Genomic DNA, 12,784 nt, shown 5'->3' with positions numbered 1-12,784 from the left:
CCCCCTATTGGTATTACCTGCCAATAGGGGGCCATCTCTGTTCAGCTTTCCTTTTTGATTTCCACCCCAGGCGTAATCACCTGCACACTCATCCTTGGCGTCGCCAGATCCAGCCCCGCCTCATCCAGTTGCCGCTTCAGCGACAAATTGAACGCCCGGGAAACTTCCCACTGCTTGATCGGCGCAGTCTTGAACCGTGCGCGCAAAATCGCGCTGCCGGACTCGAAACTTTCCACGCCCTGAATCTCCAGCGGCGACCAGATGTTGCGGCGTTGCAGCGGATCGCTGCGCATCTTCTGGCCGACGTCGCGCATCAGTTTGATCGCGTCGTCGATTTCCATGTTGTACGGCACGGCGACGCGGAAGATCGCGTAGCCGAATTCCCGCGAGTAGTTCTTGATGCTTTTGATTTCGCTGAACGGGATGGTGTGGACGATGCCGTCGATGTCGCGCAGGCGTACGGTGCGAATGGTCAGACCTTCGACAGTGCCGAGGTGGCCGCCAACGTCGACGTAGTCGTCGATGGCCAGCGAGTCTTCGATGATGATGAACAGGCCGGTGATCAGGTCAGCGACGAGCGACTGCGCGCCGAAGCCGATTGCCAGACCGATCACACCGGCACCGGCCAGCAGCGGCGTGACGTTCATGCCCATGTTCGCTAGGGCGACGATCAGCGCGATGATGAAAATCGCCACGAACAGCACGTTGCGGATCAGCGGCATCATCGTCTGCGCCCGCGCATTCGCCAGGCCTTTGCGCGAGCGGGTGAGGGCGTGGTGCACGGCGGTGTCGGCGAGGATCCAGATCAGCCAGGAGAAAATCAGCGTGCCGATCAGGCTGAACAGTTTGACGCTGATGTCATGGCCATCGCCTTCGGCGAACGCGATCAGCGAATGGCCCCAGACGCGCAGGCCCAATTCGATGAAGATCAGCCACACCAGCAAATGCGTCAGGGTGTAGAAGAAGTTTTTCAGGCGCTCCGAGTACAGCGCATGGCGTTTCGGCCCGCGTTGCGGTTTGAGTGAATGGCGGCGCACCAGGCCGTTGATGACCATGCACAACACCAGCAGCACCGTGCAGATCAGCGACTGGCGCAGCGCGGTGCTGGTGTCGCCGGCGGAGACAAACGTGGCGAACAGCGAGATGCCGACCAGCACCAGTGCCGGCACGTACCAGAAGGTGCCGAGAATTTCGATGGTGTCGCTGAGGGCGCGGCGGGTCAGGCGCCGCGACAGTGGTTGGTTGCGGATCAGGTGCGCGATCGGCCGACGGAAACGCAGGATGAACAGGCCGGTCGACAGTGCCGCCAGCACATTGGCGGTGGTCGCGGCGGTGTGCGCCAGATGCACGCCCAGGCTCTCGACCAGACGTGGATCGCTAAGCGCTTCACCAAACGCGGCGAAGCTGCCGATCAGCCACAGCGGCCGAAACGCCTGATGACGCAGGATGTACAGCGCGCGATGACGGTGCGGGCCGTCCAGCAGGGAGAAGGCAATCACGCAGATCGCCGAGAAACAAGTGCCGACCACCAAGGCATACGCCAGCACCATCGCCAGGCTTTTGCCCAGTGATGACGGCAGCACGTAGCTCATGTACACCGTTATCACCAATGCGATCAGCCACGGCCCAAGCTTGCGCAGGGCAAAGCGCAGCATGTCGAGGGCCTTGGGGTGTTGCGGCAGTTCTTCGGTGAGGCCGAAGCGCAGACGCACGCGGTGGCCCAGCCAGATCAGCGCGGCGGCGAGCAGGCTCCAGACCATCAGGATCACCGCGAAACCGAAGATGATCGGCAGCCATTCATTGGCCGGCAGCAGCTTGCTGGTCAGTTCGTCCTTGGCCAGATCGAATTCGTTGGACCAGCGGGTAATCGGGCTGTCGGCGCCGGAAAACTGTTTTTCGAAGCTGGCGAGGGTGCCGCCGATCAGGCCCAGCACGCCTTCTTCGGGGGTGGTCTGAGCTTTCTTCGTGGCGTCGCGCAGCTTCTTCAGATCACTGAGCAGCTGCGCGCGTTGCTTGTCGTTTTCCAGCGACTTGATCACTTCGTCCAGCGACTGGCCGAGGGGTTCCACGGCTTCAGGCTGCGGTTTGGAAGTGTTGAGCAGGCCGGGCAGACCAACTGCCTGGGCGGGCGCCAGCGGCAGCAGCGTCATCAGGCAGACAAGCAGCAGACCGGGCAAAGCAAAAAGACGAGCAAACACCAGAAGACAACCTCGCGATAGGCGGATGCGCTGGAGTGTACGAGGCCCCTTGGCGCAATGCGAGCCGGGCGCGGTCATTCGTTGAGTTTGGCGAGGATCTTGTAGACCACCGTGGCGAGGATCATCAGCATGCCGATCCACATGGCGAAAACCCCGGCGTTCTTGTCGCGGAAGTTGAAGCCGATGGCCAGCAGGATCATTCCGCTGAGGATGGGAATGAGCGTGGCGTGGAAGGAGGACATCGAGATCATGAAGACTGCCTTGTCTGTAGAGGATTCTTGCAGTCTAGGCGGGTTTTCGAGGCAGGGTGTGATGTGGCTCAGGAATGCATCAGGCCGAGAGGATTCTGCTGTCTGCACAGGCGCTTTCGCGAGCAGGCTCGCTCCCACAGGTTGATTGGCATTCCAAGGGGAGATGACTGGCTCCCACAATGAAATGCAGTTCAATTGTGGGAGCGAGCCTGCTCGCGAAGCTTTTCAGCCTTTATGGCAATTCACGGCTGGCATAAAACGCGCTGAGCACTTTGACCAGATGCGCCAGATCATGGCTGCCGCACAGTTCGCGAATCGAGTGCATGGCAAAGGTCGGCAGGCCAATGTCGACGGTGCGCACACCCAGATGGCTGGCGGTGATCGGGCCAATGGTCGAACCGCAGCCCATGTCGCTGCGCACCACGAAGCTTTGCACCGGGACTTCTTCGGCCATGCACAGATGGCGGAAGAAGCCGGCGGTTTCGCTGTTGGTGGCGTAGCGCTGGTTGCTGTTGACCTTGATTACCGGGCCAGCGTTGAGTTTTGGACCGTGGTTGGCATCGTGCTTGTCCGCGTAGTTGGGATGCACGCCGTGGGCGTTGTCGGCCGACACCAGCAGGGATTTCTGGATGGTGCGGACGAACTCGTCGCCTTCCGGCAACAGGCGGCGCAGGGTTTGTTCAAGCATCGGGCCGTCGGCACCGCACGCCGAGCAGGAGCCGACTTCTTCGTGGTCGTTACAGACCAGCACGCAGGTTTCGTCGGTCTCGGCGGTGAGCAACGCTTGCAGGCCGGCGTAGCACGACAGCAGGTTGTCCAGACGCGCACCGGCAATGAAGTCGCCGTTCAGGCCGATCACCGCCGCGCTTTGCGTGTCGTAGAAACTCAGCTCGTAATCGAGGACGACGTCGGCATTCAAGCCGTGCTCGCGGGCCAGTTGATCAGTGAGCACGGCGCGGAAATCGACGCGCTCGTCACCGGCGAATTGCGCCAGGATCGGCGGCAGTTCGGTCTGCGCGTTGATCGCCCAGCCTTGGTTGGCTTCGCGGTTGAGGTGAATGGCCAGGTTGGGAATGATCGCGATCGGTGCCTTGAAGTCGATCAACTGGCTCTCGACCTTGCCGTCACGGCGGAAGGTCACGCGGCCGGCCAGCGACAGATCACGGTCAAACCACGGCGCCAGCAGCGCGCCGCCGTAGACTTCGACGCCCAGCTGCCAGAAACCCTGACGCTGCAGTTCCGGTTGCGGCTTGACCCGCAGGCACGGGCTGTCGGTATGGGCGCCGACCAGACGGATACCGTCGTGCAGTGGCGAGTTGCGGCCCATTTTGATCGCGACGATCGAGGAGTCGTTACGGGTGACGTAATAGCGGCCGTTGGCCTCGGTGGACCATGGCTCGCGCTCGTCGAGGCGCACATAACCGGCGGCCTCCAGACGCTGAACGAGGCTGGCGGTGGCGTGGAACGGGGTAGGGGAGGCCTTGAGAAAGTCGATCAGGCCCTGGTTCAACTCTGCGCGCATAAGAAACTCCAGACAGCAATGGGCGGCAGTTTAACGTATTGGCCGGGGAATTGAATCCGGACCGGATCCCCATGGGGGAGCGAGCAGGCTCGCTCACCCAAGGGGCCGGTGCTGGCTGTCAGAACGGGGCGGGGCACTCGAAGCGCAGGCGTTCGCCGGTTTGCGGATGAGTGAAGCTGAGCATGCTCGCGTGCAGGCACAGACGTGGCCAGGCCGCCAGCGCTTGCTCGTGGGCGTAGAGCCCGTCACCGAGCAGCGGATGGCCGATCGACAACATGTGCACGCGCAATTGATGCGAGCGCCCGGTGATCGGTGTCAATTCGACCCGGCACCAATCGCCGCAACGTTCCAGCACCTTCCAGAACGTCAGCGCATGTTTGCCGAATTCGTGATCGACCACATGCCGTGGCTTGGTCGGTGGGTCGTAGCGCAGGGGCAGGTCGATGCTGCCGCTGTCCAGTTCCGGCTGACCCCAGGCCAAAGCGGTGTAGGCCTTTTCGGTTTCGCGGTCATGAAACTGCCGCGACAGCTCGCGATGGGTGTCGGCATCCCGGGCCAGCAGAATGATGCCGGAGGTTTCCCAGTCCAGGCGATGGACGATGCGCGCTTCCGGGTAGCCGTTTTCCTGCAAGCGGGTAATCAGGCAGTCCTTGTTGTCGTCAGCGCGACCGGGCACCGAGAGCAGCAGGGTCGGTTTGTCGACCACCAGTACGGCGGCGTCCTCATGGATGATGCGGATGTTGGACAGCGGCATTAAAACAGCCTCGTAACAAATGCCAACGGCGGTTCAGGACCATTCCACTGGGGAATGGCCCTGAACCGCCGTCATACCTGCCGGATCGACTCAGCGATCGGGCAGGGTGATGTTGAGTTCCAGAATCGAGCAACTGCCCTGGCTTTCCAGTGCAACATGTACGTCGTCGTTGCCGATGTTGACGTACTTGCGGATCACGTCGACCAGTTCCTTCTGCAAGGCTGGCAGGTAATCCGGCGTGCTGCGCTGGCCGCGCTCATGCGCCACGATGATCTGTAGACGCTCTTTCGCTACCGAGGCGGTACTTGGCTTTTTGTTGGCACGAAAGAAGTCAAAAAGGTTCATTACCTACCTCCAAACAGGCGCTCGAAGAATCCCTTCTTCTCGACATCGAGGAATCGGTGGGCTTTTTCTTTGCCCAGCAGGCGGTCGACGGTATCGCTGTAAGCCTGACCGGCATCGCTCTGGTCGTCGAGAATCACCGGCACGCCCTGGTTGGAAGCCTTGAGCACCGCCTGGGATTCCGGGATGACGCCGAGCAGGGTCACCGAGAGGATTTCCTTGACGTCTTCAACGCCGAGCATCTCGCCCTTTTCAACACGCTCCGGGTGGTAGCGGGTGATCAGCAGGTGTTCCTTGATCGGGTCTTCGCCACGTTCGGCGCGGCGCGATTTGCTTGCCAGCAGGCCGAGCATGCGGTCCGAGTCACGTACCGAGGAGACTTCCGGGTTGGTCACGACGATCGCTTCATCGGCGAAATACATGGCCAGGTGCGCACCTTTCTCGATGCCCGCCGGGGAGTCGCAGACGACGAACTCGAATTGTTCCTTGAGCTCCATCAGGACTTTTTCCACGCCTTCGACGGTCAGCGCGTCTTTGTCGCGGGTCTGGCTGGCCGCCAGTACGTAGAGGTTTTCCAGACGCTTGTCTTTGATCAGTGCCTGTTGCAGGTTGGCTTCGCCGTTTACCACGTTGACGAAGTCATACACCACGCGGCGCTCGCAACCCATGATCAGATCGAGGTTACGCAAGCCCACGTCGAAGTCGACGATCACTGTTTTGTGGCCGCGCAGAGCGAGACCGGTACCGATAGCGGCGCTGGTGGTGGTCTTACCCACACCACCCTTGCCGGATGTAACCACGAGAATCTTGGCCAAGGTGTTTCACCCCTAAGGAAGAAGGACTGTTCAGCCCCTGAAAAACATCTCTTGAAAACTACTGCAGTCGGACAGCCTTGGCTGGAATTTGGCTTTGGGCCTTTTTCCTACTTCGTTTGAGCCGTTTTCGCTACGTTTTAGAGATGCTTGGAAAATGCGGCAGTATCCGTTAAAGCCGAATGATGTTCAACACGTCGCCTGACAGGCTGACCTGGACGCCCGAGCCCCACATCGGATCGCGACGCAAATCCTCGGAGACCTTGTAATGACCGGCGATGGAGATCAGTTCAGCGCTCAATTGCTGACAGAAAATCCGTGCCTTGGTGTCACCTTTGACGCCGGCCAGTGCTCGGCCGCGCATCGGGCCGTATACATGGATGTTGCCATCGGCGAGAAGTTCCGCCCCCGGACTGACCGAAGAGACCACGACCAGATCGCCACCCTGGGCATATATCTGCTGGCCACCACGTACTGGCGTGGTGATTACGCGGGTCGGTTTGACGCTCGGCTCAGGTGGCTTTTCCGGCTTCTTTTTGACTTCGGCTTCCGGCGTCTCCAGCGGGCGCTCGCGGGCGCCGGAGGGCGGCAGCACGGGGATGTCGATGGCGATGGCAGCGGCGATGTCTTCGATGCGGCTGGCACGAATGGCCAGGGTACGAAGGCCGTGCTGACGGCAGACGCGCATCAGCCCCGGCAGATCAACCGCGCCTTGGTTCGGCGGCAGTTTGTCCAGCGCCAGGACCAGCGGTGCATTGCTGAAAAAATTCGGCGCCTGGGCGACTTTGGCGGCCAATTGCCGATCGAGGCTTTCGAGGTCGTTACGGGCCAGTTCCAGCACAGTGATGGCCAGCATGCTGCCCTTGAGCTGGAATACGGGATCTTGGTCTAACGGGTCGGTTTGGCTCATGTCGGCATACAACGGCTTGTCACTAAAAGTGCCGAGACTTATAACGAGAACGCCCGCGAGCCGCAAGCCGGGTCGAACGATGTAGAATGCGCGGCCACTGTATTTACGGAAGCTTTAATGGATCGCCCGCGTTTTCGAAAAGCATATCTTGCTCCGCGCTTCTGGCCGCTCTGGTGCGGCCTGGGGCTTTTGTGGCTGATCGTGCAGCTGCCGTATCCGGCGCTGCTGACCATCGGTCGAGTTTTGGGCGCGTTGATGTATCGCGTCGCCAGCGACCGGCGAACCATCGCCCGGCGCAATCTGGAATTGTGCTTCCCGGAAAAATCCGCCGCCGAGCGCAAACGCCTGCTCAAGGAAAACTTCGCCTCCACCGGCATTGCCTTTTTTGAAATGGCGATGAGCTGGTGGTGGTCGCGCGAGCGTCTGGCAAAACTGGCCCACGTCGAAGGCCTTGAACATCTGCAGAGGGCCCAGCGCGAAGGCAAAGGCGTGATCCTCATGGCCGCGCATTTCACCACGCTGGAAATCGGCGCGGCGCTGCTCGGCCAGCAGCACACCATCGACGGCATGTACCGCGAACACAAAAACCCCTTGTTCGACTTCGTCCAGCGCCGTGGCCGCGAGCGGCACAATCTGGATTCGCTGGCGGTGGAGCGCGATGACGTGCGCGGCATGCTCAAACTGCTGCGCTCGGGACGGGCGATCTGGTATGCGCCGGATCAGGATTACGGCGCCAAGCAGAGCATTTTTGTGCCGCTGTTCGGCATTCAGGCCGCCACCGTCACTGCGACGACCAAGTTTGCACGGCTGGGCAAAGCGCTGGTGGTGCCGTTCACGCAGGAACGTCTGGCCGACGGCAGTGGTTATCGCCTGGTGATCCATCCGCCGCTGGAAGACTTCCCCGGCGAAAGCGAGGAGGCCGATTGCATCCGCATCAATCAGTGGGTCGAGAGCGCTTTGCGTGCCTGCCCCGAGCAATACCTGTGGGCGCATCGGCGCTTCAAGAGTCGCCCGCCGGGTGAGCCGAAGCTTTATCCCAAGCGTCGTTGATTAGCCGATCTGACAAGCACCGTGGAGTGTTGCGATGAGTCCTGCTGAACCGGTTACAGGTTTGATTCTTTCCGGCGGCGGGGCTCGGGCGGCTTATCAGGTCGGGGTGCTGGCGGCGATTGCCGAGTTGCTGCCGGTCGGCGCGGACAATCCGTTTCCGGTGATCGTCGGCACCTCGGCCGGGGCGATCAATGCGGTCAGCCTGGCCAGTGGCGCCACGGACTTTCGCGCAGCCATCGAACGCCTGACCCAGTTCTGGCAGGGCTTTCGCAGCCACCGCGTGTTGCGCAGCGACTGGCCGGGCGTGATCCATCAAGCCAGCCGCTTCGTCAGCCACAGCCTGCTCGGTCTCGGTCGACAGATGCCGGTGGCGCTGCTCAACAGTTCGCCGCTGCGCGAACTGCTCGAGGAAAAACTGCACCTGCCCGGCATCGCCGAATCCATCGCGCGCAAGCAATTGCATGCGGTGGCGGTGACCGCGTTCGGCTACGAATCGGGGCAAGCGGTGACGTTCTATCAGGGCGGCGGCACCATCGACGCCTGGCTGCGGCACCGCCGCATTGGCGTGCCGACGCAATTGTCGGTCGATCACCTGTTGGCCAGTTCGGCGATCCCGCTGTTGTTCGCGCCGGTGAAAATCGGCGAGGAATATTTCGGTGACGGCGCAGTGCGCCAGTCGGCGCCGATCAGCCCGGCGCTGCATCTGGGTGCCAGTCGCGTGCTGGTGGTGGGCGTCAGCGGCAACCCGCGCGGCGTCGATCTGCAGCAGCCGCTGGAGCGCGCCTACAGCGGCCAGCAACCGACGCTGGCGCAGATCGGCGGGCACATGCTCAACAGCACGTTCATCGACAGTCTGGAGAGCGATATCGAGTTGCTGCAGCGTCTGAATCAGTTCAGTCATTTGCTCCCGGCCGGCACGCCGACCCGTGCGCTGGGTGTGGCGCCGGTGGAAGTGCTGGTGATTGCGCCGAGTCAGCCGATCGACGAAATCGCCGCGCGGCATCGCCAGGAGTTACCGGCGGCGTTGCGCCTGTTTCTGCGCGGGCCGGGCGCGACGAAGACGAGCGGGGCGGGGGTGCTCAGTTATCTGCTGTTCGAGGCGGGGTATTGCAGCGAGTTGATCGAGTTGGGGCGGCGGGATGCGTTGGCCAAGCGTGAAGAGCTTTGCCGGTTTTTGCGGATATCTGAAGCGGTGGCTCCGGCCTGAAATTGCGGTGAGCCTGTTCGCGAGCAAGCTCGCTCCCACAGGGTTTTGCATTGAATGCGCAATTTGCAGTCAACATAGAACCACCGTGGGAGCGAGCTTGCTCGCGAAGACGTCGGGGAGGATGCCGCCGGATCAGAAGTGGAACTTGACCAGGAAGCTTGTGGTGCTCTGATCGGTCTTGAAGTACTGGCTGTCCTTGATCCCGTACTTGTCCGACCAATAGTCGTACTCAACACCGACATACAACTGCTTCTCGCCGAAATTCAGCGCCTTGCCCAGGTCGTATTTGACCTGTGGGTTGAAGTGCAGGTTGGCGTGGTAGTCGCCTTTGGAGTTGGAGTCGTTGTCGACCACCCAGTCCATGAAGCCGTCGATGAGGATGTTCGATTTGCCCACCGGGACGGTGTAGGACCAGACCGGGGTGATCTGCCAGACATTGTCACCGGCGCGTGCGCCCTGGGTGTGACGCTGGTAGAAGTTCAGCTGGAAGTAGTCGAAGCCCGGAATCGCCAGGTCGAAGCCCGGACCGATCAGGTACGACTCGGTATCGCCTTCACCGAACTCGTAGGTCATGGCCAGCAACACGTCAGTCACCGGGCCGAAGGCCAGTTTCTGATCGAAGATCTTGCCGAACGACAGGCGCGGGCTGAGCTCGCCGTAGTAGGTGTTGGAGCCGACGCCGCCATCATCCTTGCCGTTGTAGAAGATCTTGTCGATGAACAGGAAGTTGTCCCCATACTTCCAGGCATCGGCGTGCTCGAAGGTCACGGTCTGCTGAATGCGCGGGTTGACCTGGAAGTCCTTGCCATACAGGTAGGTCAGGCTGTTGTTCTGCCACTGCAGCAGGCCCTCGGCCATTGCCTGGCCGCCGGCGAACATCGATCCGGCCAGCATCAGGCTGGTGCACATACGTTTCATTCGGTTGCTCCCAAAGTAGGTGTTCCACGTTATTTTTTTAAGTTCGGCGCTCTGATGTGGCGCCTTTTTTCGTACCGCAAATTTCATCCGATCGGTCAGCTTTGAATGCTGGTAGCAAAAGCTGCGCCAAGGCTTTCGAAAAACCAAAAAACGCCCGTTCGGCTGCTGAAAAACAGTCGACGAGCGTGTTTTCGGGATGCCTCAGGACTGACCGCAGCCGGGATAAGTTGGCTTTTCGGTCAGAAATTGAATTCGGGTTTTTTTTTAGAGCGAATTCGGAAGGCCGCGGAGAATACTGGCTCCTCGGTCGGCGCTCAAGTGCCCCGCAACAGAGCACCGAAGACAAGCATGGCGCACGGTTGCGGGCCATCTCAGAAGTGCACCTTCAGCAGCAGGCTGGCGGTGTTCTGGTTGGTATCGAACGCGTGGCTGTTTTCAATGCCGTATTTGTTCTTCCAGTAGCTGTACTCGGTGCCGACGTACACCTGCTTTTGGCTCCAGCCCATGGCTTTGCCGAGGTCATATTTGATCTGCGGATTGATGTGCAGGTTGGCGTGGTAGGTGCCGCGTGAGTTTTCGTCGTTGTCGACGACCCAGTCGAGGTAACCGTCGATCAGCACATCGGAATTGCCCAGTGGGAAGCTGTAGGACCACGCGGGGGTGATCTGCCAGACACCATCGCCGGGCCGCGGGCCTTCGGTCTGGCGGCGGAAAATGTTCAGGGTGACGTAGTTGAAGCCGGGCACTTTCAGGTCGAAGCCGGGGCCGATCAGATAGGCCTCGGTTTCGCCTTCGCCGTACTCGTAGGTCATCGCCAACAGCACATCCTTGATCGGGCCGAACTCGATCTTGCGATCAAGGATCTTGCCGAAGGACAGGCGCGGGGTGAACTCGCCGTAGAAGGTGTGCGGACCTTTGTTCGGGTCTTCCTTGCCGTTGTAGAAGATCTTGTCGACGAACAGAAAGTTGTCGCCGTACTTCCACTTGTCGGCGTGCTCGAAGGTAACCGTCTGCTGATAGGACGGGTTGATCGCGAAGTTCTTGCCGTACAGATAGCTGAGGCTGTTGCTCTGCCACAGCAGCAGATCGCCGGCCATGGCCTGACTCGCGGCCAGCAGGCCGCCACTCAACAGAACGTTGCTTTGCGTGCGGATCATCTGTTGCTCCCTGTTGTTTTTATTGTTTGAGGCACAAGCAGTTGCGTAGTCCCTGTGGGAGCGAGCCTGCTCGCGAAGCGGTTGTGTCAGTCGCCATCAATGTTGAAGGACACAGCGCTTTCGCGAACAGGCTCGCTCCCACAGGTGGTGTGGTGGTTTCAATCAGTGCGCATGGCAATCATTGATCGCCGCACGCTCCTTGCCGCCGAGGATGTTGAACAGCAGGTTCAGGGTCAGCGCGCTGAGGGTGGCCATGGCGATGCCGCTGTGGGTGATCGGGCTCATCCACATCGGCAGGTGGGCGAAGAATTCCGGACGCACCACCGGGATCAGGCCCATGCCGATGCTCACCGCGACCAGCAGCTGATTGCGGCGGTCACCGATGTCCGCCTCTTGGAGGATTTTGATGCCAGTCGCGGCGACCATGCCGAACATCGCAATCGCCGCACCGCCCAGCACCGCCGGTGGAATCGATGCCACCAGAAACGCCGCTTTCGGCAACAGGCTGAGGACGATCAGCAGACCACCGGCAACGATGGTCACCGAACGGCAGCGCACGCCGGTCATCTGCACCAGGCCGATGTTCTGCGCGAACGAGGAGTGGGTGAAGGTGTTGAAGAAACCGGCGAAAAACGACGCGCCGGCATCGCACAGCAAGCCGCGACGAAGCATGCGCGGGCAGACTTCCTGGCCGGTGATTTTGCCCAGCGCGAGGAACATCCCGGTGGACTCGACGAAGATGATCACCACCACCAGACACATCGACAGAATCGGCGCCAGCTCGAACTTGGGCATGCCGAAATGCAACGGGGTGACGAACTGAATCCACGGTGCGCTGGCCATGCCGCTGAGGTCGACCATGCCGATCACGCCGCACAATACATAGCCCAGGCACATGCCGATCAGCACCGAAATGTTGACCCAGAATCCGCGCATGAAGCGGTGAACCAACAGGATGGTGGCCAACACCAGTGCGGCGATGGCCAGGTAAATCGGCGAACCGAATTGCGCGGCTTCGACACCGCCTCCGGCCCAGTTCACGGCCACGGGGAACAACGATAAACCGATCGAGGTGATGACCGTGCCGGTCACCAGCGGCGGGAAGAAACGCACGACCTTGGACATGAACGGCGCGATCAGCATGCCGAAGAAACCGGCAGCTATCGTCGCACCGAAGATGCCTTGCATACCGATGCCGGGCATCCCGGCCATGGCCACCATGCTGCCGACCGCAGCGAAACTGGCGCCCATCATCACCGGCATGCGAATGCCCATCGGGCCGATGCCGAGCGACTGCACGATAGTGGCGATGCCGGCGACGAGCAGGTCGGCGTTGATCAGGAAGGCGATTTCTTCACGACTCAGGCCAGCGGCCTGTCCGATGATCAGCGGCACCGCGATGGCACCGCCGTACATCAGCAGAACATGTTGCAGACCGACCAGGATCAGTTGCAAAAGGGGCAAACGCTGAATGGCGGGTGCGTCGGGGATGCGCGCTTTGGACAGCTCGGACATGCAACACCTCGGATCTTTTTTATTCTTGTGATTAACAGCTGCCGGGTTGCTTGCAGCTGTTTCTTTGCATCAGGGGGACCGCGGAGCGGCCATTCGCGGGCAAGCCCGCTCCCACACAGGCAATGCAAAACCCTGTGGGAGCTGGCTT

12 protein-coding genes are annotated in these 12,784 nt (G+C 60.8%); 2 read left to right on the top strand and 10 right to left on the bottom strand.

Annotated elements, in window-relative coordinates; all coding sequences use genetic code 11:
- Nucleotides 1–41: 41 nt before the first annotated feature.
- From J5M66_RS06525 to minC, 7 genes are all read right to left on the bottom strand, one after another.
- Nucleotides 42–2,198: a mechanosensitive ion channel domain-containing protein gene (locus J5M66_RS06525; RefSeq protein ID WP_123443434.1), complete on the bottom strand. Its 2,157-nt coding sequence runs from the start codon at nt 2,196–2,198 to the stop codon at nt 42–44.
- Nucleotides 2,199–2,272: 74 nt separating this feature from the next.
- Complete coding sequence (locus J5M66_RS06520; RefSeq protein WP_207807420.1) at nt 2,273–2,449, bottom strand: hypothetical protein; 177 nt, start codon at nt 2,447–2,449, stop codon at nt 2,273–2,275.
- Nucleotides 2,450–2,681: 232 nt separating this feature from the next.
- Nucleotides 2,682–3,971 carry a M18 family aminopeptidase gene (locus tag J5M66_RS06515; protein WP_016773748.1) on the bottom strand — a complete coding sequence of 430 codons (1,290 nt, stop codon included), beginning with the start codon at nt 3,969–3,971 and terminating at the stop codon, nt 2,682–2,684.
- Between the two features lie 118 nt (nt 3,972–4,089).
- The gene (locus tag J5M66_RS06510) at nt 4,090–4,725 is read right to left on the bottom strand and encodes an RluA family pseudouridine synthase (protein ID WP_024012204.1); all 636 of its coding nucleotides are present in this window, start codon (nt 4,723–4,725) and stop codon (nt 4,090–4,092) included.
- Between the two features lie 90 nt (nt 4,726–4,815).
- Nucleotides 4,816–5,070 (bottom strand): cell division topological specificity factor MinE, encoded by a 255-nt coding sequence (minE, locus tag J5M66_RS06505; protein ID WP_003223146.1) that lies wholly within the window; start codon nt 5,068–5,070, stop codon nt 4,816–4,818.
- Complete coding sequence (gene minD, locus J5M66_RS06500; RefSeq protein ID WP_007913953.1) at nt 5,070–5,882, bottom strand: septum site-determining protein MinD; 813 nt, start codon at nt 5,880–5,882, stop codon at nt 5,070–5,072. Before minD ends, minE begins: the two co-directional genes overlap by 1 nt.
- 169 nt (nt 5,883–6,051) lie before the next feature.
- Nucleotides 6,052–6,789 (bottom strand): septum site-determining protein MinC, encoded by a 738-nt coding sequence (gene minC / locus J5M66_RS06495; protein WP_024012205.1) that lies wholly within the window; start codon nt 6,787–6,789, stop codon nt 6,052–6,054.
- A gap of 117 nt (nt 6,790–6,906) precedes the next feature.
- Between minC and J5M66_RS06490 the strand changes: the two genes are divergently transcribed.
- Both J5M66_RS06490 and J5M66_RS06485 read left to right on the top strand, forming a co-directional pair.
- Entirely contained in the window at nt 6,907–7,839 is a 933-nt protein-coding gene (locus tag J5M66_RS06490) for a lipid A biosynthesis lauroyl acyltransferase (protein ID WP_130887550.1), read from the top strand.
- A gap of 34 nt (nt 7,840–7,873) precedes the next feature.
- Nucleotides 7,874–9,046: a patatin-like phospholipase family protein gene (locus J5M66_RS06485; protein ID WP_110601234.1), complete on the top strand. Its 1,173-nt coding sequence runs from the start codon at nt 7,874–7,876 to the stop codon at nt 9,044–9,046.
- A gap of 132 nt (nt 9,047–9,178) precedes the next feature.
- On the opposite strand, the gene J5M66_RS06480 is transcribed toward J5M66_RS06485, so the two are convergent.
- From J5M66_RS06480 to J5M66_RS06470, 3 genes are all read right to left on the bottom strand, one after another.
- A complete protein-coding gene (locus J5M66_RS06480) occupies nt 9,179–9,964 on the bottom strand; it encodes an outer membrane protein OmpK (RefSeq protein ID WP_016773754.1) in 786 nt (261 codons plus the stop codon).
- Nucleotides 9,965–10,335: 371 nt separating this feature from the next.
- A complete protein-coding gene (locus tag J5M66_RS06475; protein WP_123443432.1) occupies nt 10,336–11,121 on the bottom strand; it encodes an outer membrane protein OmpK in 786 nt (261 codons plus the stop codon).
- A gap of 162 nt (nt 11,122–11,283) precedes the next feature.
- Nucleotides 11,284–12,636, bottom strand: coding sequence for a nucleobase:cation symporter-2 family protein (locus tag J5M66_RS06470; protein ID WP_125918589.1), 1,353 nt, complete (start codon nt 12,634–12,636; stop codon nt 11,284–11,286).
- Nucleotides 12,637–12,784 lie beyond the last annotated feature (148 nt).

The sequence above is a fragment of the Pseudomonas sp. 67(2021) genome (genome assembly GCF_017491835.1).
In the GTDB taxonomy this organism is placed as follows: Bacteria; Pseudomonadota; Gammaproteobacteria; order Pseudomonadales; family Pseudomonadaceae; genus Aquipseudomonas; species Aquipseudomonas atacamensis.
This window is presented reverse-complemented; position numbering and strand designations above follow the sequence as displayed.

Excerpts from the sequence above, each read along its gene's own strand:
- J5M66_RS06520 (WP_207807420.1), bottom strand. The coding sequence starts at position 2,449 with ATGATCTCGATGTCCTCCTTCCACGCCACGCTCATTCCCATCCTCAGC.
- J5M66_RS06515 (WP_016773748.1), bottom strand. The coding sequence starts at position 3,971 with ATGCGCGCAGAGTTGAACCAGGGCCTGATCGACTTTCTCAAGGCCTCC.
- J5M66_RS06510 (WP_024012204.1), bottom strand. The coding sequence starts at position 4,725 with ATGCCGCTGTCCAACATCCGCATCATCCATGAGGACGCCGCCGTACTG.
- minE (WP_003223146.1), bottom strand. The coding sequence starts at position 5,070 with ATGAACCTTTTTGACTTCTTTCGTGCCAACAAAAAGCCAAGTACCGCC.
- minC (WP_024012205.1), bottom strand. The coding sequence starts at position 6,789 with ATGAGCCAAACCGACCCGTTAGACCAAGATCCCGTATTCCAGCTCAAG.
- J5M66_RS06490 (WP_130887550.1), top strand. The coding sequence starts at position 6,907 with ATGGATCGCCCGCGTTTTCGAAAAGCATATCTTGCTCCGCGCTTCTGG.
- J5M66_RS06485 (WP_110601234.1), top strand. The coding sequence starts at position 7,874 with ATGAGTCCTGCTGAACCGGTTACAGGTTTGATTCTTTCCGGCGGCGGG.
- J5M66_RS06480 (WP_016773754.1), bottom strand. The coding sequence starts at position 9,964 with ATGAAACGTATGTGCACCAGCCTGATGCTGGCCGGATCGATGTTCGCC.
- J5M66_RS06475 (WP_123443432.1), bottom strand. The coding sequence starts at position 11,121 with ATGATCCGCACGCAAAGCAACGTTCTGTTGAGTGGCGGCCTGCTGGCC.
- J5M66_RS06470 (WP_125918589.1), bottom strand. The coding sequence starts at position 12,636 with ATGTCCGAGCTGTCCAAAGCGCGCATCCCCGACGCACCCGCCATTCAG.